The 21,768-nt window shown below is 36.3% G+C and carries 25 protein-coding genes; 13 read left to right on the top strand and 12 right to left on the bottom strand.

Going from position 1 to position 21,768, the window contains the following annotated elements:
* Positions 1-46: 46 nt before the first annotated feature.
* Both BIV60_RS17975 and BIV60_RS17970 read right to left on the bottom strand, forming a co-directional pair.
* Positions 47-631, bottom strand: coding sequence for a 3D domain-containing protein (locus tag BIV60_RS17975; RefSeq protein ID WP_071357082.1), 585 nt, complete (start codon positions 629-631; stop codon positions 47-49).
* A 205-nt stretch (positions 632-836) separates the two neighbouring features.
* Positions 837-3,380 (bottom strand): PAS domain S-box protein, encoded by a 2,544-nt coding sequence (locus tag BIV60_RS17970; protein WP_071357081.1) that lies wholly within the window; start codon positions 3,378-3,380, stop codon positions 837-839.
* 266 nt (positions 3,381-3,646) lie between these two features.
* Here BIV60_RS17970 and yhfH (BIV60_RS28590) point away from each other — a divergent pair, with 266 nt between their 5' ends.
* From yhfH (BIV60_RS28590) to BIV60_RS17965, 4 genes are all read left to right on the top strand, one after another.
* Complete coding sequence (gene yhfH / locus BIV60_RS28590) at positions 3,647-3,784, top strand: protein YhfH (protein WP_083402311.1); 138 nt, start codon at positions 3,647-3,649, stop codon at positions 3,782-3,784.
* Positions 3,785-3,861: 77 nt separating this feature from the next.
* Complete coding sequence (gene yhfH, locus BIV60_RS28585; protein WP_083402313.1) at positions 3,862-3,993, top strand: protein YhfH; 132 nt, start codon at positions 3,862-3,864, stop codon at positions 3,991-3,993.
* A gap of 72 nt (positions 3,994-4,065) precedes the next feature.
* Positions 4,066-4,200 carry a protein YhfH gene (gene yhfH, locus BIV60_RS28580; RefSeq protein ID WP_083402310.1) on the top strand — a complete coding sequence of 45 codons (135 nt, stop codon included), beginning with the start codon at positions 4,066-4,068 and terminating at the stop codon, positions 4,198-4,200.
* A 113-nt stretch (positions 4,201-4,313) separates the two neighbouring features.
* The gene (locus BIV60_RS17965; protein ID WP_071357080.1) at positions 4,314-4,505 is read left to right on the top strand and encodes a hypothetical protein; all 192 of its coding nucleotides are present in this window, start codon (positions 4,314-4,316) and stop codon (positions 4,503-4,505) included.
* Between the two features lie 47 nt (positions 4,506-4,552).
* Here BIV60_RS17965 and BIV60_RS17960 read toward each other — a convergent pair whose 3' ends face one another.
* On the bottom strand, positions 4,553-4,774 hold the full coding sequence (locus tag BIV60_RS17960; protein WP_256218459.1) for a cold-inducible protein YdjO-related protein: 222 nt from the start codon (positions 4,772-4,774) through the stop codon (positions 4,553-4,555).
* Positions 4,775-4,838: 64 nt separating this feature from the next.
* Here BIV60_RS17960 and BIV60_RS29795 point away from each other — a divergent pair, with 64 nt between their 5' ends.
* Together BIV60_RS29795 and BIV60_RS17955 are read left to right on the top strand one after the other, a co-directional pair.
* Complete coding sequence (locus tag BIV60_RS29795; protein WP_177177334.1) at positions 4,839-4,982, top strand: hypothetical protein; 144 nt, start codon at positions 4,839-4,841, stop codon at positions 4,980-4,982.
* 301 nt (positions 4,983-5,283) lie between these two features.
* Entirely contained in the window at positions 5,284-5,733 is a 450-nt protein-coding gene (locus BIV60_RS17955) for a S1 domain-containing RNA-binding protein (RefSeq protein ID WP_071357079.1), read from the top strand.
* 163 nt (positions 5,734-5,896) lie between these two features.
* Here BIV60_RS17955 and BIV60_RS17950 read toward each other — a convergent pair whose 3' ends face one another.
* The 3 genes from BIV60_RS17950 to BIV60_RS17940 all read right to left on the bottom strand — a co-directional run bounded on the left by BIV60_RS17950 (position 5,897) and on the right by BIV60_RS17940 (position 8,192).
* Positions 5,897-6,409, bottom strand: a complete 513-nt coding sequence (locus tag BIV60_RS17950; protein WP_177177333.1) for an acyl-CoA thioesterase — start codon at positions 6,407-6,409, stop codon at positions 5,897-5,899.
* A 732-nt stretch (positions 6,410-7,141) separates the two neighbouring features.
* A complete protein-coding gene (locus tag BIV60_RS17945) occupies positions 7,142-7,819 on the bottom strand; it encodes an LrgB family protein (RefSeq protein WP_071357077.1) in 678 nt (225 codons plus the stop codon).
* Entirely contained in the window at positions 7,803-8,192 is a 390-nt protein-coding gene (locus BIV60_RS17940; protein ID WP_071357076.1) for a CidA/LrgA family protein, read from the bottom strand. Before BIV60_RS17940 ends, BIV60_RS17945 begins: the two co-directional genes overlap by 17 nt.
* 130 nt (positions 8,193-8,322) lie before the next feature.
* Here BIV60_RS17940 and BIV60_RS17935 point away from each other — a divergent pair, with 130 nt between their 5' ends.
* Positions 8,323-8,925, top strand: a complete 603-nt coding sequence (locus BIV60_RS17935) for an SCO family protein (protein WP_071357075.1) — start codon at positions 8,323-8,325, stop codon at positions 8,923-8,925.
* 62 nt (positions 8,926-8,987) lie between these two features.
* Here BIV60_RS17935 and BIV60_RS30525 read toward each other — a convergent pair whose 3' ends face one another.
* Positions 8,988-9,122 (bottom strand): hypothetical protein, encoded by a 135-nt coding sequence (locus BIV60_RS30525; protein WP_256218458.1) that lies wholly within the window; start codon positions 9,120-9,122, stop codon positions 8,988-8,990.
* Positions 9,123-9,332: 210 nt separating this feature from the next.
* On the opposite strand from BIV60_RS30525, the gene BIV60_RS17930 reads away from it, so the two are divergent.
* Entirely contained in the window at positions 9,333-10,952 is a 1,620-nt protein-coding gene (locus BIV60_RS17930; RefSeq protein WP_071357074.1) for an ABC-F family ATP-binding cassette domain-containing protein, read from the top strand.
* Between the two features lie 40 nt (positions 10,953-10,992).
* Here the strand turns inward: BIV60_RS17930 and BIV60_RS29210 are convergent, their stop codons facing one another.
* Entirely contained in the window at positions 10,993-11,124 is a 132-nt protein-coding gene (locus BIV60_RS29210) for a YuzL family protein (RefSeq protein ID WP_141770490.1), read from the bottom strand.
* A 98-nt stretch (positions 11,125-11,222) separates the two neighbouring features.
* Here BIV60_RS29210 and BIV60_RS17925 point away from each other — a divergent pair, with 98 nt between their 5' ends.
* Positions 11,223-11,465 carry a YkuS family protein gene (locus tag BIV60_RS17925; protein WP_071357073.1) on the top strand — a complete coding sequence of 81 codons (243 nt, stop codon included), beginning with the start codon at positions 11,223-11,225 and terminating at the stop codon, positions 11,463-11,465.
* A gap of 92 nt (positions 11,466-11,557) precedes the next feature.
* Here the strand turns inward: BIV60_RS17925 and BIV60_RS17920 are convergent, their stop codons facing one another.
* Positions 11,558-12,007 (bottom strand): hypothetical protein, encoded by a 450-nt coding sequence (locus BIV60_RS17920; RefSeq protein WP_071357072.1) that lies wholly within the window; start codon positions 12,005-12,007, stop codon positions 11,558-11,560.
* 98 nt (positions 12,008-12,105) lie between these two features.
* Positions 12,106-12,594, bottom strand: a complete 489-nt coding sequence (locus tag BIV60_RS17915; RefSeq protein ID WP_071357071.1) for an Hsp20/alpha crystallin family protein — start codon at positions 12,592-12,594, stop codon at positions 12,106-12,108.
* Between the two features lie 95 nt (positions 12,595-12,689).
* Between BIV60_RS17915 and BIV60_RS17910 the strand changes: the two genes are divergently transcribed.
* Positions 12,690-12,953: a hypothetical protein gene (locus BIV60_RS17910; protein ID WP_071357070.1), complete on the top strand. Its 264-nt coding sequence runs from the start codon at positions 12,690-12,692 to the stop codon at positions 12,951-12,953.
* Positions 12,954-13,356: 403 nt separating this feature from the next.
* Here the strand turns inward: BIV60_RS17910 and mprF are convergent, their stop codons facing one another.
* Positions 13,357-15,885 carry a bifunctional lysylphosphatidylglycerol flippase/synthetase MprF gene (gene mprF / locus BIV60_RS17905; RefSeq protein WP_071357069.1) on the bottom strand — a complete coding sequence of 843 codons (2,529 nt, stop codon included), beginning with the start codon at positions 15,883-15,885 and terminating at the stop codon, positions 13,357-13,359.
* Between the two features lie 227 nt (positions 15,886-16,112).
* Here mprF and BIV60_RS17900 point away from each other — a divergent pair, with 227 nt between their 5' ends.
* From BIV60_RS17900 to pflA, 3 genes are all read left to right on the top strand, one after another.
* Complete coding sequence (locus BIV60_RS17900; RefSeq protein ID WP_071357068.1) at positions 16,113-16,559, top strand: cupredoxin domain-containing protein; 447 nt, start codon at positions 16,113-16,115, stop codon at positions 16,557-16,559.
* 608 nt (positions 16,560-17,167) lie between these two features.
* The gene (gene pflB, locus BIV60_RS17895; protein ID WP_071357067.1) at positions 17,168-19,393 is read left to right on the top strand and encodes a formate C-acetyltransferase; all 2,226 of its coding nucleotides are present in this window, start codon (positions 17,168-17,170) and stop codon (positions 19,391-19,393) included.
* A gap of 57 nt (positions 19,394-19,450) precedes the next feature.
* The gene (pflA, locus tag BIV60_RS17890) at positions 19,451-20,188 is read left to right on the top strand and encodes a pyruvate formate-lyase-activating protein (RefSeq protein WP_071357066.1); all 738 of its coding nucleotides are present in this window, start codon (positions 19,451-19,453) and stop codon (positions 20,186-20,188) included.
* Between the two features lie 39 nt (positions 20,189-20,227).
* Here the strand turns inward: pflA and BIV60_RS17885 are convergent, their stop codons facing one another.
* Positions 20,228-21,454 carry a cation:proton antiporter gene (locus BIV60_RS17885; protein ID WP_141770489.1) on the bottom strand — a complete coding sequence of 409 codons (1,227 nt, stop codon included), beginning with the start codon at positions 21,452-21,454 and terminating at the stop codon, positions 20,228-20,230.
* Positions 21,455-21,768: the final 314 nt, after the last annotated feature.

Below are 21,768 nucleotides of genomic sequence, written 5' to 3'. Positions count from 1 at the left end.
TTAGATTGGTGTCTAACATTTACGGGGCAGTTCAGCCCAGGCAGTGTTAATTCATTATGGTTACATTCACTTGTTTTCTTCCCCAATTAACTGCATTGGTTTTTGAAGGAACGAACACATCGATACGGTGGCCTTTTATTGCTCCACCAGTATCTCCGGCAACGGCATAACCATATCCTTCAACATAAACTTTTGAACCTAATGGAATGATTTTCGGGTCAACAGAAATTACCTTTGCTTTCGGGTTTGCTTTAAGATTAATCCCTGTCGCGGTGATACCGGAACATCCCTTACATTTTGCAGTGTAAGCAGTTGCCTTCACTTTTAGCACCCTTGATTTTTTCACTGCCCTATATTTCTTCACATGCTTCTTTTTTGAAACAGACTTTTTCTTTTTCCCGTGTTTAGAAACTTTTTTATGAGAATCAATGGTCAGTTTTTCCCCTGGACGGATTAAATCAGAAGAAAGATGATTTCTTTTTTTTATATTTCGTATTGTTGTCTTATGTACTTTTGCTATATTCCAAAGGGTATCTCCTTTTTTCACAGTAATTTCTGCAGCATCAACATTAGCACCTATTGTCCCTGAGAGTGCAGCTACTGCGAATAATGCTATTAATTTTTTAAACATTTTTTTACCTCCCATGTTCTTTCGTTCACTAACTAAACCCATGATAACATGGATTTTTCTTCCACAAAGAACAGGGGTATGTTAATTGCTTTACACAAAAACCAATTTTATTACAATACAATTTCAATGGTCAGAAAGAATATTTAAATTCGAATAATATATTTTTGATAAAAAAAACGGAAGAAATCAATCTCTTCCGTTTTTACTAGGCTGTTTTAGCCGGTAATAAAATATTAAAGGTTGTGCCTTTATTTGGTTCGCTTTCAACAAACACTTTACCATTATGGCTTTCAATGATTTTAAAGCTGACCATTAGTCCTAATCCATTACCATTTTTCTTTGTAGTAAAGAATGGTTCTCCCAGATTCTTTAATTTCTCTTTTGGAATTCCTACACCGGTATCTTGTATTGAAATTTGTACATTATTTTCATGAATTAGTGTTTTAACGTATAATTCGCCGCCATTCGGCATTGCTTCAATTCCGTTTTTAATAAAGTTTAAAAAAACTTGCTTCAAACGGTTTTCATCACATTCAATTTGAATAATTTCTTGATCACAATCAAAATGCAGGAGGACATTTTTCTTTCTTGCTTCAAATTCCAGCAAGGAAACAACATTTTTTATGACAGGTATAACATTCCTTTCTTCTAATTCAACTGCTTTTGGTTTTGCTAACACCATGAAATCCTCAACAATCGTATTAACCCGTTCAATTTCATCAAGGATGATATTTAAGAATTCTAGCCGCTCGGGATCTTTTTCATCCAACTGAAGGAATTCAGCATACCCCCGCATTGAGGTTAACGGATTTCGAATTTCATGAGCAACACCCGCTGCAAGCTGTCCAACAGCAGCCAACTTATCCTGACGATGAAGAACTTCTTCCGTACGTTTACGTTCCGTAATATCATTGCGAATCGCTAAGTATTGATATGGGTTGCCATGGTCATTTAAAAATGGAACAATCGTGGTATCTACCCAGTAATAAGTGCCATCCTTCGCTTTATTTCGTATTTCACCCTTCCAAACTTTCCCTTCTCCAATTGTTTTCCAAAGATTTTTGAAAAATTCCTTTGAATGGAAACCTGAATTTAATATATTGTGATTATATCCAATAATTTCCTCGCGACTATATTTTGAAATCTCACAGAATTTATCATTCACGCTAGTAATCTTACCTTGTGCATCGGTAAAAGCAACAATGGATGACTGATCTAAGGCAAATTTGATATCTGTGTTTTCCTTAACGGTTTCCTTTAAATTTTCTTCAGCTTTTTTTCGATTCGAAATATCAGTTCGAATCGCAACATATTGATAGGGTTTACCTTTTTCGTTTAAGAATGGAACAATGGTGGTATCCACCCAATAAAAACTTCCATCCTTTGCACGGTTGCAGATTTCACCCTTCCAAACATTCCCTTTCCCAATCGATTTCCATAAATCTTTAAAAAATTCCTTTGAGTGGTATCCCGAATTTAAAATCCGGTGATCCTGACCAATTAATTCTTCCCGTTGATACATAGAGATTTCACAAAATTTATCATTTACTGTCGTTATAGTCCCCTTCTCATCTGTTATCGCAACAATAGAGGATTGGTTGAGGGCAAATGTGATATCCTGGACTTCTTTTAGCGAATCCAACAAATCCAATTCTGCTTGCTTCCGTTTAGAAATGTCTGAACGAATAGCAATATATTGGACTGGTTTTCCCTTTTTATTTAGAAAAGGGACAATGGTAGTATCCACCCAATAAAAAGAACCATCTTTCGCCTTGTTGTGAATTTCACCTCTCCAGATTTCCCCAGAACCGATTGTCTTCCATAAATTTTCGAAAAATTCCTTTGAATGGTAACCCGAATTTAAAATCCGATGATTTTCACCAATAATTTCTTCTTTTTTATATTTAGAAATTTCCTCAAACTTATCATTTGCATACACAATGGCACCGCGCTTATCGGTTATTGCTACGATCGCTGATGCATCCAATGCCGATTTTATATCCTTTAAGTTCGTATCCGAAGCAGCTAGTTGTTTACTAATTAAAGTACTAGTGGCAATAAGTCCGCCAATTATTAAAATGGATACAAATAATACCAAATAAACAATAAAGGTATCTTCATCGCTAGCAGGCTTGATTACCTTTGCTGTTGAAACAATTGACGTTGCTCTTTTTATAAGAAAATGCCCTTCAGCTATTGCGCCAGCCATAATCAAAGCACTGACTGGTTTTAGCCATACTTTATTAGCGTGTGTATAGCTTTTTGAAGAATATAGGATCCATAATGAAAACGTAAAGGTGCAAAAGATAAGGATTCCGGAAAAAATTGATAGTAGATAATTGTATTTTAAGGTCACATTCATTGCATTAAGGCTAATGATGTGTGTAGCAAAAACGTCTATCGTTAAAAACAACGCACCAATCATTAAATGATGAAATCTAATTCTTTTACCGAAAAACGGAACAAAGGCCATACCAGTAAACGCGATTCCGATAATAATAGATAAAATGGTAAAGGGAATTTGATAACTTGCTATTCGGCTGCTATCGGCAGCAATTAACCCCATAAAATTCATTACCCATATCCCTACGCCCAGAGTAACTGATCCTCCTAGGAATAAAAGGCGTTTATTCGGTTCAGATGATTTTATTAACGTATACATATCTAATGCTGTATAGGAAGCCATTATCGTTAATCCAATGGCAATCATGGTAAAAAAAGGATGAATTGCTCCTAGAACTACATTCATTAACCCTCATCCCTCCATTCTCCAACTTTACTACTATGATTGTAATGTATAGTATTTTATTAGGGAAGTACTAAAAAGAGGAAGCAAGCAAATTTTCTTTAAAGTTTTTTTCATAAAATTCATTCTAAAAACGGGACAAAAGATCTATTTTTAAAAAAGTTAAAATTTTTTGACAAAAGGTCTACACATTTTTATTTTTTTCGTTTATACTGTACTACAACAGATTAAATATTAATAAACTGTATTAAACAAAGGAGGAGATTTAATTGTTAATGAGTCCGGTTGAGTTTTTCCGTAATTTACCTAAGAAGGAATGTCCAGAGTGTGGTCAGCATATGGAGGAGCAAGCTGAATCCTACATGATGGAATGTGATCGCTGTTTATCTAAAAAAGAGGATTATTAATTTTTCGCCCACACTGTACTATAACAAAAGATATATTGAATAAACTGTATTAAACAAAGGAGGAGATTTAATTGTTAATGAATCCGATTGAGTTTTTTCGTAATCTACCCAAGAAGGAATGTCCAGAATGTGGTCAGCATATGGAGGAACAAGCTGAATCCTACATGATGGAATGTGATCGCTGTTTATCTAAAAAAGAGGATTATTAATTTTTTTGCTCACCCTGTACTATAACAAAAGAAATATTAAATAAACTGTATTAAACAAAGGAGGAGATTTAATTGTTAATGAGTCCGGTTGAGTTTTTCCGTAATCTACCCAAGAAGGAATGTCCAGAATGTGGTCAACATATGGAGGAACAAGCTGAATCCTACATGATGGAATGTGATCGCTGTTTATCTAAAAAAGAGGAATAGCCCTAACTCTCCAGGAACTGGAGAGTTTTTTATTTATATACAATTACTACCGCCCTTGTAAAGGAATAAAGCCATTAATAATAGCAAAACATGTAACAAAGGAGTTGAATGAAGTGGCAAAAGCAAAAAAGGAAGATTATTTAACAAACGCACCAAAGGAAACACAATTTACAATTGAAAATGGATCCATTTATCCAAATATGAAAAACGTTGCAGGTGACTCCGTCGATCGCCATATGGAACTCATTGAAGCAAATATCGTGATAACCGGAGATGAAATCAAACAACAGAACGAAAATTTGTAACTACAAAAAAAGACTGCCATAGTACAGTGACAGTCTTTTCAAACATCTTATATTTTAGGGAGTTCACGAATTTCTGATATCATTTCATTTCCACACATTGGGCAAAGCAAGTCGTCGGTTACAAAGTCCTTTCGCATCCAGCCAATACAGGAGTCATCTATACATGAGTAAATTTCGGTATCTACAAGGATATTTTCAATTTCTTCTTCTTTTGCTCTTTTTCCGTAAAAAATGGGAACCGCCTCCTTTTCACTATTTTTAGTATGCACCAAAAACAATCTTTTCATTTCTAAAAATGGAATTATCTTTTTAACAAGAAAGGAGAAAAAACGGATGAACATCAATTCAAAAAAATTCACCGTTGTTGGCACGGATGTCGACGACGTAAAAAGACTTAACAGTCAATCAGGACTTAGTTATAACGAAGTAAAAAGAATGCTGGCAGAGCGTTATCTGAAAAATAATAAAAGAGGCTGACCCCAGCCTCCCTTTATTTTAGTAAATACTTCTCATTTAATCAATATTCCCCCTTATTCAAGTACGGCTGAATTTTGCTTTAGCAAAAAAATCATAATGAACCATAATTTCCATTGCAGAGCGGATTTAAGGTTCTTTTTCTTCCACCAAACCTGTTAAATATACCAGGACTTTTTGTTCTTCCATCCCGCCCTTTTACCCATTGCCGTTCAAAAATCGAATACTCCAGTTTATATTATTTTCTCCAATAGTTTGTTATAATAAAGTGTTTTTAACATTATTAAGGGGGAACAATATTTTTATGTCAGTTGAAGTAGGCAGCAAGTTGCAAGGTAAAGTAACAGGCATCACTAATTTTGGAGCATTCGTAGACTTACCGGATGGTTCAACAGGTCTTGTGCATATCAGTGAAGTATCGGATAGCTATGTTAAAGATGTGAATGACCATCTCAAAGTGGGCGACCAGGTTGAAGTAAAAGTGATTAGTATGAAAGACGGAAAAACTTCTTTGTCTATCAAAAAGGCGATTGATAGACCTGAAGGACAAACCTCTTCTTATTCACAACGCCCACCACGCTCAGGAAAATTTGATAACCGTTCCAAGGACTTTCGCTCAAAAGGAAATTTCAAACCAAAGGAAAGTTTTGAAGATAAAATGGCTCGTTTTTTAAAGACAAGTGAAGAGAATTTATCTACCCTTAAACGAAACACTGGAGCAAAACAGGGCGGTAGAGGCGGAAGACGCGGATAACTTGTTATGGTTTAAATACTTCATTATATAGATAAAGGCAAGCCTGTAATTGGCTTGCCATCTTTAATGTAACTTAAACCAATTTAGCACAAAGCGTTCAAAGTTATCAGTTGGTTATTGTTGTAACTTAAAAACAAATGTCCTTCTGAAAAATTGACTAAAGTTAATGTAGACCGTAATTGGTTGTTAAGAAAGCTGCTAGTTTTTTGCTCTTTTGTTTTCTTTCTTTACGTTCCCTAGCTCGCTCTTGTGCGGTTTCATGCAATTTTTTCTCTTCTTCTGTTTCTGGAATGACATTTGGAACATGTGCTGGACGTTTCTCTTGATCAAGTGCGACAAATGTTAACAGTGCAGTTGCTGCGATCCTACGTTCACCACTTTTTAAATCTTCAGCAATAATCTTCACAAAAACTTCCATGGATGATCTACCTGTCCATGTCACATACGATTCAAAACAAACCGAATCCGATGTGCGAATAGGATATAAGAAATCAACTGAATCGGTTGAAGCAGTTACACATTCTCTGCGACTATGACGGGCGGCAGAAATAGAGGCTACCTGGTCTACATCACTCATTAATTTCCCCCCAAATAATGTATTGTGATTATTTACATCATTTGGAAATATACGACTTGTTCTTATAACTCGAGATTCTCTACAATATTTTGGTTCCACACTTATTCCCCTTATTTTTAATTATCTAAACTGCTGTCCTATCGCGCTACGCCCGGCGAATTTATATAGCTCATTGTAATACAGATTCCGTATCTCCAACTAACTCTTGACTGATTTGTGGGGCTTTTTGAAAAAGCGTTGACATTAGTTTGAGGTAGTAATTATTAATTGCTTACAAATAAGGATAATAGAATATTCAAAATAAATGAAATTCTCAAAAGTTATATCCCCATATAAAAAAATTTTATATGGTCAATTTTGGATTAAAAATGTATTATCTCGAATATGAAATGCCGAAGTTCCCTTTGCTCCTTAATTTGTTGAAATTCCAACGCTTTGTAAGTAAATTGATTCAATTGATAATCCCTTTAAAAATAGCCGCAATGAACAATGTCATTGCGGCCAGTGATAAAATGAGTTATTTTCCTCATTTTTCATACACAATTTCTCTACAATAAAAACTGTCTACACAAGTGTACACAGCATCATGGAAAAAGAATGTATGCTTATGTTCGCTCATTGTTCTTAACTTCATTCCATAACAAAATAAACCCTCTTTCACTCGATTTTTAAAAATGAATGAGGTTAATGGAATGATGTATCCAGTTGATGGATTAGTTAAGAACGACACCTAACATAAAACATACTCCCTTACGAATTACTTTTATCAAATATAGATTATTCAATTTGGTACGGATTATCAATAATGGAAGAGACCTCAGACCAATTTCTTTAAAGAAATATAGGTATGATATACGGTAAAATACAGGATGTTAGAATCGCTGCGATCCCCATCGCAGCTCCGGAGACTGCTCCTTGGATTTCCCCCTCCTTAACTGCTTCAGCTGTACCAATCCCGTGGGCAATTGCCCCAATTGACAATCCTCTGGCATACGGATGGTCAATCTTAAATAAGCTCAATAATTTAGGTCCAAACATCGCACCAATCATTCCGGTAATAATGACAAAGGCAACAATTAACGGCTGATTGCCTTTTAAAATTTTCCCAATTTCTGTTGCAACCGGTACAGTTACAGATTTTATACTTAAAGCGAGAAGAACGGTTTTTGAAAAATGAATGCCTTTTGCTAAAAGAAGTGCAGTTGCGATTGTCAAAATGGTACCTGCGATTAGCCCCATCAATGCTGCACCAAAATACTTAGAAAGAAGATCCCGATTTTTATAAATTGGCACTGCCAAGGCTACTGTAGCCGGGCCAAGTAAAAAGGTCATGATTTCTTTTGCAGGAGTATACTCCTCATAAGATATATGGAATCCCAGTAAAATAGCAATAACCAAAATGGTACTTAAAAATACCGGACTTGTTAATGGAGTGGGAAATCTACCTGCTAAAAACAGCGTCATCCTATAGACAATAAGCGTTAACAGGATACTAAATAGCGTGATCATGATAATCTGCTGCCTTTTCTTTTTTCTTAATGACAGCCTGAGTGGTTTTCCCAGCCGTTAATAAACCTATGAATGCACTGATGACCAGAATAAGGAGAAAATACAAGCCTTTATGAAGCAAATTGGAACCAAGCGTCATTAAACCAACAGAAATCGGAATGAAAAAGAATCCCAGATGTTTCAATAGAAAGCCTGCAACAAGTTCGATTTGGTCAATTTTAATAATTTTAAGCCAAAGCAAAACTAATAGAATCATCAGCCCCAGTACATTCCCGGGGATTTTCAAATGTGAGACATGGACAATCCAATTCCCTAATTGATAAATCAAGACTAAAATCAACAATTGTAAGATAATTTTCCAAATCTGTTTCATCCGCTTATCCCCCACCCCGTTTTTAATTAGTATAATAAATTCTTCTTTTAAGTTCACAACTTTTGTTCACAAATTATCCATATCATTTTTATTAAAACTTCTTTATCTTATTGATAGGAGGGATACCAAGATGAAAAAAATCTACCTTATTTCCACTCTGGCTGTATTTTTGTGTATAGCAGCCGGAATTGCTTTTTTTCTTATCCGTGATGCAAATGCTAATATACCATCAAATATTACTTTGATTAATCAAAATGGTGATTCCTACAATTTTGGAACAAGTGATCCTAAACTAAAGCTAGTAGAGTTTATCTATACCCATTGCCCGGATATTTGCCCGACAACAACACAAAAAATGAATGTGTTAAAACAAGAATTAGAGAAAAGCGGGGTTTTTGGAAAGGATATCGAATTTCTTACAATTACCATTGATCCATACCGCGATACTCCTGAAGTATTAAAAGGGTATATGAAAGGATTCGGAATCAGCAATGATAAAAATTGGCTGTTTTTAACAGGGGATAAACAAAACATCAAGAGAGACCAAAAGAGTATTCGAGATATCGCCACTTCGTTACAATTTCAATATAAGGATCCAGGCAACGGACAGTTTATCCATACAACTTTCACCTATTTAGTCGATAAAAATAATAAATTTATTGCCAAATTCCCAATGGGGGAAAATTTCAACAAAAACGAAGTGTATAAGAAAATCTTAGAAAAAATTAATTAGGTTGATTATTTCATTAAAAAAAGCGGTTAGTCCATGGGATTAAACCGCTTTTTTCAACCTATTTAATTCACCGATGAAGGATATCTTTTAATTTGCTGCAAGGATAAAAGGTAATTAGACTTTGGTTTTGTAAGACTCACTTTAATACCAGCTTTTTTTAATTTATTCACAAATTCTGTAAGCTGTTTTTTTGCCATACTTTTCACCTTCTTTAAATGCATCATACGTTCATTCTACAACAAAAATATGAATAAAGTGTTAAAACCCGAAAAAAACCTTAGAAAATTTTTCATGTCTTGTTAAACCTTTCTCCTACAATGATAAAGGATGTTATTTACGAATAGTTTCGTTCTTTGAGTTATTAATGGTATAATAAGTAGATATTTTGTTTTGGAGGATATTTAACTATGATTACCGTTAGTAATGTAGGCTTAAGATACGGAGACCGCAAACTTTTTGAAGATGTCAATATCAAATTTACACCTGGAAACTGCTATGGTTTAATTGGAGCAAACGGGGCTGGAAAATCAACCTTTTTAAAAATACTTTCCGGTGAAATCGAAGCACAAACCGGAAACGTTTCACTTGGACCAAATGAGCGAATGGCAGTATTAAAACAGAACCATTTTGAATATGAAGAATACGAAGTTTTAAAGACTGTCATTATGGGGCATGCAAGACTTTACCAAGTGATGCAGGAAAAAGACGCCATTTACATGAAAGAAAATTTCACAGACGAAGATGGCATGAAAGCTGCTGAGCTTGAAGGGGAATTTGCGGAATTAAACGGCTGGGAAGCAGAGCCAGAGGCAGCAATTCTCTTAAAAGGTCTTGGGATTGAAGAAGACCTTCATTACAAAAAAATGGCTGAATTGACAGGATCAGAAAAGGTAAAAGTCCTTCTAGCACAGGCATTGTTTGGCCGCCCTGATGTACTGCTATTGGACGAGCCGACGAACCACTTGGATATTAAAGCGATACAATGGCTTGAAGATTTCTTAATTAATTTTGAGAATACAGTTATTGTCGTTTCCCATGACCGTCATTTCTTAAATAAGGTTTGTACCCATATTGCTGACTTAGATTTCAGTAAGATTCAAATCTATGTCGGGAACTATGATTTCTGGTATGAATCAAGCCAATTAGCGTCGAGGATGGCTTCTGACGCCAACAAGAAGAAGGAAGAAAAAATTAAGGAGCTGCAAAGCTTCATTGCCCGCTTTAGTGCAAATGCTTCAAAATCAAAGCAGGCAACATCCCGTAAAAAAAGCTTAGAAAAAATTACGTTAGATGATATTAAGCCATCATCACGCCGCTATCCATTTGTGGGTTTTACACCGGAACGGGAAATTGGGAATGACTTATTAAGAGTAGAAGGTTTAACCAAAACGATTGATGGTGTGAAAGTTCTTGACAATATTAGCTTCTTTATGAATAAAGGGGACAAAATTGCACTTGTTGGAACTAACGAGATTGCAAAAACTACTTTGTTTAAAATTTTAATGGGTGAAATGGAGCCCGACAGCGGTTCATTTAAATGGGGAATTACGACTAGCCAGGCTTATTTTCCAAAGGATAACTCTGAGTTCTTTGAAAACAGTGAATTTAATCTAGTGGAATGGCTCCGCCAGTTTTCACCAAAGGATGAAAGTGAAAGCTTTTTACGCGGCTTTTTAGGAAGAATGCTTTTCTCGGGTGAAGAAGTATTGAAAAAAGCAAGTGTGCTTTCTGGAGGAGAGAAAGTTCGCTGTATGCTTTCGAAAATGATGCTAAATGGTGCAAATGTATTGCTGCTGGATGAACCAACCAACCATCTTGATTTGGAATCCATCACTGCATTAAATAATGGATTAATTAATTTTAAGGGATCTCTTCTGTTTTCTTCCCATGACCATCAGTTTATTCAAACGATTGCCAATCGAATTTTTGAATTGACACCAAAAGGTTTAGTAGATAAGCAAATGACCTATGACGAGTATCTTGAAAATGGCGATATTCAAAAACAAGTTGCTGAAATGTACAAATAAGTAAAAAAGCGGGCACAAATCGTGCCCGCTTTTTACTTATTTAGGGGCTCTTTTTCCTACGACGGGATGATGGTTCTGCTCTTGTACCCGTTTCCGTAGTCGTTGTTCCTTGTCCCTCTACCTGTGAAGAATTAAGCCCGATTGTCGAAGCATCTTTTTTCCGCTTTCCCATATATACACCTCCCATTATAGTTTTGGAAAATCATCGGTATTTATGCGGAATAATTTAGGAGAATTTAGGCAAGATAATTTATTAAGGAGGTGTTTTGTATGGCAAAGATTGGTGTAGAACAATCTCTTACAAATATTCAACAGGCATTAAGGGAAAAAGGTTATGATGTTGTAGAATTGAAGCAGGAATCCGATGCGCAAAATTGTGATTGCTGTGTGGTTACAGGTTTAGATTCTAACGTTATGGGAATGCAGGATACCTATACAAAAGGATCGGTCATTGATGCAAATGGCATGTCCGCTGATGAAGTATGCCAACAGGTGGAAAGCAGACTTCAATAATTTTAAGAAAAGCGGAAGCGCCTTGATCAGCCCCGACACCTAGAGGGGTAGGACGCTTGCGCTAGACAAATCTAAAGACTAAAGGGATATCTTTAGTCTTTTTTCATATCTTCTTCTCGTTTTGAGTTAATATTTACTTTTGGACCATTTACATTATCCTGCTTTTTTGTTTTCTTTTTTCTGATTGGATGCGTTTCTTCTTCTTCTTCTTCTTCTTCATATAAATTCGGTGTATATTCACTTCCATACGTTGCACCAATATTTAATTTCCCCTTAAGTTCTTTAATTCCTAACTGTCCAAAATTATTATTCAGCTCATATTTATCTAAAATAATTTTTTCAATATTAATCTTTTCAATGATGATTGGCGGCTCCATATGATTTACGCTTTTTTCATGGGCATCTTCCGGTTCTTGTTCTTGTATCTCCAATAATGTATTTTTTAATTGTTCTATCTCAATTTCTAAGGAAGACAATTTCTTTTTTAGTTTTTTGTCATAATCATGATTACTGAAAATGAGAAATAAATCTTTTAGTGACATGTTTACGGACGCTCCCTTATTTTTCCCTTATTTATATATATGGTCGGATTCATTTAAACATGTCCAAATAAGGTAATGGAGACCTACTGGATTCGTTTCTAATCAATTGGGATTATTTCTCCTTTATCAATTTTTCGATGATAACTGACAAACAAAATCCCGTTCCAAAACTTTGCACTTAATTCACTGGGGCTAATTTGGTCCGGAAGTTTAATCTGCCTCTGAAAATCACCATAAAACCTTTCCGTGTAGCTTATTTTCAAATTTGGATGGATTGGCAATGCTGTCCCTTTAATCGTTAGAATATCTCCGTTAAGGCCTAATTCAATATTTTCTTTCCTTACACCAGGGAGTTCAATCAGGACCATTACATCCTCCTCCCCTTCCAAAATATCTATCGATGGAAATGTTCGGGATTTTTTTTCCTCACGCATATTTTTTTCTCCATTGCCGTAAAGGGGGGATTTAAAGGAGGGATCATTCATAAATTGTTTTGCAAAATCCTGTTCAAATATATTTTTCCAGAAATCCCCGCCATGCATATTTTGAGCGATTTCCAGCCATTGTTTTAATTTATCCATATCCATCGATTACACGTCTCCTTCATCTCTTGCCCCGTAGAAGCGGGATAATCCTCAGGAACAATGCATATATTTAACCACAAGCATAAGGAGGAGATAACATGCCGGCTCCGGTTCCGTATATTAATATAAATATATTTATGATTAAAATTAATTCCTTTGAAAATGCATCCGCCGTAAATATTGGTCAAAACCTTTTGGCTGAATGGCATAATTCAGACAAAAAAAATCAAGGTTACGGCCAAAATTTTGGCGATAAAAGTGACTTTTTTGGGAATAGAAGTTTCGTAGACGATCGTGATCAAATTGATACTCCAAGTTCATTTGAAACCATTGCAAGTCCCTTTCAATGCCGGGAGAAATAAATATTATACTGACAAATGACGCTTTTTCTTTGAGGATTTTCTCCAATTCGATATAATAAATTCAATAACAGCTTTCTCTACTATGAGTATTTTCAAAATAGGACAACGAGAACTGTAATTGAAAAATAAGGCTTTGTATTGGATTGATGAACTTGTTTCCATATGAATTCTGGTCCCCGATTACCTTATCATTAAAAATTGCATCGATATCCGTAGTGATCGTTTTTATTTTCGGGATTCTTTTCGCAAGATTTTTTCACTGCGGGCTTTCAATTCTTGAAACCATCCTGATTTACCTGGCTGCTCGTCTTATCGATTGTGATCATATCATTTTTAATGCTTTTCGTAACCAATTTCTCTACAAAACAAAAGCCATGAACAAGTACTGCTGTTCATGGCTTTTCTATACTCTTTTTTTGGAAATTAATAAGGTTATTTGCGCCATGGTAAATGGCAGCGAGGATTTTCTCCGATAAGCAAGGTATTTAGGCTCCCAAATATTTGTATATTTCTCTTTAAATTTTCGCAACCCCTGGAAGTGATAAATAAAATGGCCGTGAAAGAAAATTTGGGAGGCAATTTTTTCACTTAAAGACGCAAATCTCGACATTCCTACATTTGCAAGCGGCGCCATTCCCATATTAAATCGATCATACCCCAGTTCTTTCGCCCAATCAATTAAGGAAAGAATTAGAAAATCGAATAACCCTTCCGGTGAATTTGGTTTCAACCTCATTAAATCAATGGAAACCGTATTTTGGTTATCGTGCACCTGCATAATTGTGATAAAGCCCAGAATTTGATTATTTTCGTCCTTCGCTAGTGCAACAGGTCCTTTATTTAAATAATCTCGATCAAAAAATCCAACTGAGAAACCTTTTTCTGTTCTGCCTTGAAGCCAGTCGTTTGAAATGTCATTTAGTTCATTCAATACCCCCTCTGAATAAGGTGGAATTACGATGTCAACCTGGTAATCTTCGCGGACAAATTTATTTCGCAATGAGCGTAAATCTTTCATATTATTTTCCGAAAGTGAAAAGGTTTTTAGATTGACATATGCCTCTTCTCCTAATTTAAAAAAGGCATAACCGCTGCCGTAAAGCAATGGCAGAATATCATCGCTTACCTGATAAAAAACAGGAGTGAAACCATGTAAATCTGAAATTCCCTGAAATTCCTCAATCGCATTCGCCAACTCTCTTTTTTCTCCGATTGGATCGCCTAGAATGACCAGCTTATCAGCATATTGCTGAAACGAAATCAAAACATTTCTTTTACTATTCCAAAAGATATACTTATCATGCAGAAAAATTAAGTGAGACAAAACCTTCGCCTTATATTTCGTTAAATGCGTCAAGATTTCTTTTTCCTGATTAATTGATTTTTCAAATTTCCAATTTTTCGGCTTACTGCTTAAATACCCAAACACTAGGATTAGAAAGGCGATAATAAGCCCGATGATGGCACTATTGAATAAATCCTGATAATCGACAATGATATAAGGCAAAAGAGTCCTTGGCATAGGTAACTTGGCAGATGGTAAATTTAAATAACCAATTAATATGTACATAGAGGTAATAATCAAGATTAGCGTGACGTCAAATAAGGTTTTCCCCCATGTAAGAACATAGCTTTCGCGATAAAATTGACCTTTTGCCATTCTTAAAAGAAGCGCAACAATGATTAAAAAAATCGCTTCTTCATAATCAATGCCTTTAAAAATAGAAAATAGAGCAGCAAGAATGAGCACAAACATTGTTAACTCATACGTCCTTTTTACTCTATACTCTATCCCTCTTGATAACCCCAACAATAGAAAGCCCGCAGCAACAGATAGCTGATGCGAGACGTTGATTATTGGAAATGACAGGAGCTCCTGCGCAATTCTCAGCCTTGACATAATCCCTGGAACACTTGCTGATAAAAGTAGAATCAATCCTGATAAAAATACCATCAAGGTTAAAACAATATGACTAAATCCCTGGACGATCAATTTTGGCAAATTGCTCCAGGTTCTGTTCCACTTTTCCCAATACATTTTGACAAAGAGAACAATACTGACCAAAAAAGGCAAAATATAATAACCAAATCGGTAAAATAATAGAAGAACAATCACTTTTTCCTGTGGAATATGTAAATCCTGCATCCCCCAAATAAAAACTAAATCGAATGAGCCCAGTCCACCGGGAATCATACTGATAATTCCAGCACAAGCTGCAATGATATATACTGGGAAAAGCTGTTCAAATGTAAGTGCAATCCCCAAAATGTGACTTAATATCCAGATCGCCATAAAAACGGCAAACCATTCAATTACAGAAACAATAATTAGTTTTACCGCAGAGTTTGTTGTTACTAAGGAGGGACGATCCTTTTTATTTTTTATAATATGTATGAAAAGGAAAACAGGTAGGTACAGGCCAACGCCAAGGACTGCAAAAAACAGCCATTTAACATCCTCGAATAATGGAAAGTGATGATAGAACAACATAACAAACCATGAAAGTACTGAAATTCCTGTTAAATAAAAAAGGGAAACGGTTGCAATTGCCCCCAGAAGCTTTCGCTTATCCTGTTCGAGACTATGAAAAAAGTAGGTTCTTAACATCGCACCGATAATACCGCCAAACCCAATTAGGTTGGAAAAAGCATTTGCGATGAAGGACTGCTCCAAGAGTTCCTTCTTCGGGACTTTTAATCCAAGAATTCGGACCAATATCACATCATAAAGCAGCATTGGCAGCACGGCTACGAATGTAATAGCCAGAATAAGAACGAGTATACTAAAATGTAATTGTTTTAATTCATCTTCAAGTAATTGTCCATTTATATTTCCTGTGAATTTCTTTATTTCGACAATGGCAAAAATCAATAAAAACAGTGGAAAGATAAATTTTAGTGATTTTAATAATTTTTCTTTTTTAATCCCCAATAAGATAACCACCTATTTTTTTCTCTACTGATTTTAATATAAACTTTTCAATAGAAAAAAGGAAATACTTTATTTTTGACGTAAATCGGTTATTTCTATTTTAGACAGTTTCTTAAATCCCCAACCGTTAAGCATGTTCCGGGTTAAAAAGTTATAAAAAAGAGACAAGTTTTCATGCCCTGCCCCATAAACATTAACTAGGACAATCTGTAGGGGGAGTTAGAATCATGAGATTTTTAGTATTTAAGAAAGAAACCTTGTTATTCTTTTTAGCAATTGGCTTCGTCCTCGTAACAATTTCTGCATGGATTATGTTAAGGGCTGGAGATACCGCCGTAATTAACCAAAATTCAGAAATACGCGAGATTCATATGGTGACAGTCGAGTATAAAACACAAACAAGAGATGGAAAAGAATTAGAAGCATACCGCTGGGATCCCGGTACTATTATTTTGCAAAAAGGTGAAAAGACTAAGTTATATATAAATGGAATTAATGGAGAAGAGCATCCTTTTTACATTGAGGGTACCAGCATTAAAGGCACAGTTAAAAAAGGAGAAGAAACAGTAGTTCCGCTTCAATTTGATAAGGAAGGAACTTACCGCTTAATTTGTGAAGTCCATTCCGACAAAGCACATAATGGACCAATGATTGCAGATATTGTTGTTGATTAAGAAAAGCGGAAGCACCTTGAATAGCCCCAGACATAGCACAAGACAAGCCGGCCGAAATGTTGTTCTTTAACCTTTTGGACGGATTGGCTTGTGACCTCGAGGAGCAGGACGCTTGCGCTGGACAATTTTCAAAGTCAAAACTTCTTATCAATTGGCTCTGTTAAATTTGGTTGATGATTTCCGCTTCAAGCGCGAGCGGTTCGTGGGCGGTCCGGGGAGCCTCCTCGTCGCTTCGCTCCTGAGGGGTCTCCCCTGCCCCGTACTCCCACAAGAGTCTTCGCGCCTTCCGCTCCAATCAACAGTGTTAAAAATCAACATTAACCTTTAACATAGCCTATCACTTAAGAAAGGCAGGAGATTCTCCTGCTTTTTATGTGGAGCCATCTCTTTTATATAACAGATTTTTATTCTGTTCGTTTTTTTCTAATACACCCTATTTACAAATAGTTTCAAAAATAGATCTACACTTTAACTAACCCCTTATTCACAATATCTTAACAATTCACCCCTTTATTTGTGATGCATTTCACAAACCAACTGTTATACTCAATGTAAGATATAAATATCAAATCAGTAATATGCTTTTTAAAACGAAGAGGTGAAAAATCATGGAACAATGGCAAGGATTTAAGAAAGGTGTATGGATGAAAGAAGTAAATGTCAGCGATTTTATTTTGAAAAATTTTACTACTTATGAGGGGGATGACACATTTTTAGCAGGAGCTACGGAAGGAACCAATAAACTTTGGGGGCAGGTAATGAACCTTACCAAGCACGAACGTGAAAACGGCGGTGTTCTTGAAATGGATACAGAAACCGTTTCTTCCATTACCTCTCATGCTCCAGGCTATTTGGATGAAGAATTGGAAAAAGTAGTTGGTATTCAAACAGATAAACCATTTAATCGCTCCTTGCAGCCTTTTGGCGGGCTTCACATGGCGAAACAAGCATGTGAAGCCTATGGTTATCAATTAAATCCGGAAATTGAAAGAATTTTTACTGATTATCGTAAAACTCATAACCAAGGTGTCTTTGATGCATATACGCCTGAAATGCTCCGCGCACGTAAAGCAGGGATCATCACCGGCCTTCCAGATGCATACGGCCGCGGAAGAATTATTGGCGATTATCGCCGAGTCGCTCTATATGGTGTCGATTTCTTAATGAAAGAAAAACAAAAAGATTTTAATAACACTAGCAATGTGATGACGGAAGAAACGATTCGTTTACGTGAAGAGCTTTCAGAGCAATATCGTGCCTTAAAAGAATTAAATGAACTTGCTGCGAGCTACGGATTTGACCTAAGCCAACCAGCCAAAAATGCCCCAGAAGCATTCCAATGGTTGTATTTTGGTTATTTAGCAGCGATTAAAGAGCAAAATGGTGCAGCGATGAGCCTTGGCCGTGTTTCCACTTTCCTTGATATTTACATTGAAAAAGATTTAAAGAATGGCAGTTTATCAGAAACTGAGGCACAGGAATTAGTAGACCATTTTGTCATGAAACTCCGCCTCGTAAAATTTGCCCGCACACCGGATTATAATGAATTATTCAGCGGCGACCCAACATGGGTAACGGAATCAATCGGCGGTATGGCGCTCGACGGGCGTCCTTTGGTCACAAAAAACTCCTTCCGCTTCCTGCATACCCTGGATAATTTGGGACCTGCACCGGAGCCAAATTTAACCGTGCTTTGGTCAACACAGCTTCCGGATAACTTTAAAAAATATTGTGCGAAAATGTCGATTAAAACAAGCTCCATTCAATATGAAAACGACGACATCATGCGTCCTGAATATGGCGATGACTACGGAATTGCCTGCTGTGTATCAGCAATGGAAATTGGTAGGCAAATGCAGTTCTTCGGAGCACGTGCAAACCTTGCCAAAGCCCTTCTTTATGCCATTAATGGAGGTGTCGACGAAAAATTAAAAATTCAGGTCGGCCCTGCTTATCAGCCTATTAAAGATGATGTATTGAATTATGAAGAGGTCATGCAAAAATTTGATCAAATGATGGAATGGCTTGCAGGTCTTTACATTAATACATTAAACATCATCCATTACATGCATGATAAATACAGCTATGAAAGAATTGAAATGGCCTTACATGATACAAAGATTTTGCGGACAATGGCCACTGGAATTGCCGGATTAAGTGTGGTGGCTGACTCGCTTAGCGCAATTAAATACGGAGAAGTAAAAATCATCCGTGATGAAAACGGCATTGCGATTGATTTTGAAACTAGCGGAGACTTCCCAAAATACGGAAACAATGATGACCGTGTGGACAGCATTGCCGTCGCTATTGTTGAAGGATTTATGAAAAAGCTGCGAAAGCATCAAACCTATCGTGATTCCGTTCATTCTTTGTCCATTTTAACGATTACTTCGAATGTTGTTTACGGCAAGAAAACCGGGAATACACCAGATGGACGCAGGGCAGGTGAACCATTTGCTCCTGGTGCGAACCCAATGCATGGTCGTGATACAAAAGGAACATTGGCATCCCTTTCTTCTGTTGCAAAACTGCCTTATACCTATGCAATGGACGGTATTTCAAATACCTTCTCTATCGTTCCGAAGGCATTAGGAAAAGAGGAAGATACAAGAGTACGCAACTTAGTATCCATCCTGGATGGGTATGCCATTAAATCAGGACATCATCTAAACGTTAACGTCTTTAATCGAGAAACACTATTAGATGCAATGGAACATCCGGAGCAGTATCCACAATTAACAATCCGTGTTTCAGGATATGCGGTGAACTTTATTAAATTATCGAAAGAGCAACAGCTTGACGTAATTAATCGGACTTTCCATGAGTCACTTTAATTATTAGCAGAGCCCCCCTTTTAGGGCAGGGGCTTCTGCCCAAAGGGGATTAAGTTTATGAACGGAAACATTCATTCAATTGAAACGTTAGGGACCGTCGACGGCCCAGGAATACGATATGTTATTTTTACTCAAGGGTGCCTGCTGCGCTGTCAGTTTTGCCATAATGCAGATACTTGGGAAATAGGCACAGGCAAGCAAATTACCGTTTCTGAAGTGATGGATGATCTCATGAGTTACCTTCCTTTCATTCAAGCATCCGGTGGCGGCATTACCGTAAGCGGCGGAGAACCATTGCTGCAAATACCGTTTTTAATTGAATTATTTAAAGCATGTAAAAAGAAAGGAATTCATACGACCATAGATTCTTCGGGAGGGTGTTTTTCTCATTCTAAGCTTTTTATAGAGCAACTTGAGGAATTATTACAATATACAGATTTAATTTTACTTGATTTAAAACAGATCAATCGAAAAAAACATATTCAATTAACCGGGATGGCGAATGACCATATCCTCGAATTTGCAAGGTTTTTATCAGACCGTAAAATACCAATCTGGGTCCGGCATGTTCTTGTCCCAACGGTAACTGACGACCCGAAGGACCTGCAAAAGCTGGGAGAATTCATAGGCACTCTAGAATATGTAAAGAAAGTCGAAATTCTCCCTTATCATAAGCTGGGGGTCTACAAATGGGAGGCATTGGGACACGAGTACCGCTTGAAAGGAATAGAGCCCCCTGAAGAAGAAAAAGTAGATTTAGCATATAATTTGCTTACATCTCATTGGAAAGCTTGAACTCTTAATAAATGCGGACCTCTCCGCATTTTTTTCATTTTATTCTGCTTTTAGGACACCTAAAAATTTAATCAACGGTTTTACGGTTAATCCTTGAACTACTAAGGAAAATAAAACAACGAAAAAGGTTAACACCAATAATTCGTCTCTTTCTTTAAAACTATATGGGAGGTTTAATACAAGTGCAATTGAAAGTGAACCCTTCAGCCCTCCCCAATTAATAATATGCTTCCATGACCACGGAAAATCTTTATCTAAGATAAAACTTAAATAGACCGCTATGCTGCGAGCGATTAAAACGATCAGGATAGCTCCAAAAATAATTCCCCATTTATTGCTTAAACCAATACGTGTAATTTCCAACCCCACCATTAAAAACACCACTGAGTTTGCCAACAATACGGCTACATCCCAAAAAATTGAAATATTTAACCTCGTCGTTGGAGACATTCCAATCCTTGAGCCATAATTCCCCAAAATTAAAGCAGCAACAACTGAAGCAATCACACCTGATCCATGCACACTTTCCGCTAATAAATAAGAGCCGTAGAACAAAATGATACTGAAGATAATTTCAAGCGGGTAATCATCATAAAACTTCGTCAAAATCGAAAAACCGTACCCTAGCGCTGCTCCAACAATAATCCCAAGAAATATGACTTTAATAAACATCCAGACTCCCAGTCCAAAGCCTTCCCATCCCAAATCCATATAAGTCAATAAATAAAATGCGGAAATCTGATAGAGAACAACTGACATACCATCATTAAATAAGCTTTCTCCTTCCACAATAATCGCCAATTTTTTATTAACCCCGACACTTTTAAATATGGATAGCACACTTACCGGATCAGTGGCACTCATCAATGCAGCAAACACAAATGCAGCTTGTATCGACAAGTTCAATATAAAATGCGAAGAAAATCCCACAACCAAATAGGAAATTAAGGTTGCTCCAAGGGCTAGCGCCAAAATCGAAAGCTTATTATTTTTTAAAAGAGGAAATGGGAGTTTTAACGATGCCTCCCCTAAAAGTGCCGGAAGAAAAAGGGTAACAATAACAAAATGAAATACTTCACCCTGTGTAATAAAACTTTTTAATGATGATAAAGTGGAAAAATCAGAAATGCCTATTAAAGCACCTACTAAAACTAATGCTATCGGGTAAGGCTGTTTTAATTTTTTGGCGATGGCTGTTACACCCGCTGCAAGCATAATGAGCACCAACCCAATAACAAAAATGGAATGCACATCTAATTCCTTCAAAAATAAAACTCCTTTTGTGCGATTTATACCATTATCCATTACCTTTCTCATTTTTATTAAAAAATAATCGCTCACTTGATGAAAGTGAATCTTTTAAACTATTATTCCTTCCACAATTCAGCATTTGATTATTTACTAAAACTCCTTTATACTCTTATCATTGGCTTTAAAAGCGAGGTGATAATTTTTGTTCCAGCTTCTAATTGATCATTCTGATATAAATACACTAACTGCTCTCTATGTCAGCCTTTATTTAGGGATTTCGTTAAAATTTCTGCTTGCTTGGAACGTGAAATATTCATTTATGGACTCCT

Source organism: Bacillus sp. MUM 116 (assembly GCF_001866655.1).
Taxonomy (GTDB): Bacteria; Bacillota; Bacilli; order Bacillales; family Cytobacillaceae; genus Neobacillus.
Note: the sequence above shows the minus strand (reverse complement) of the source record. Positions and strands in the feature narration are given on the sequence as shown.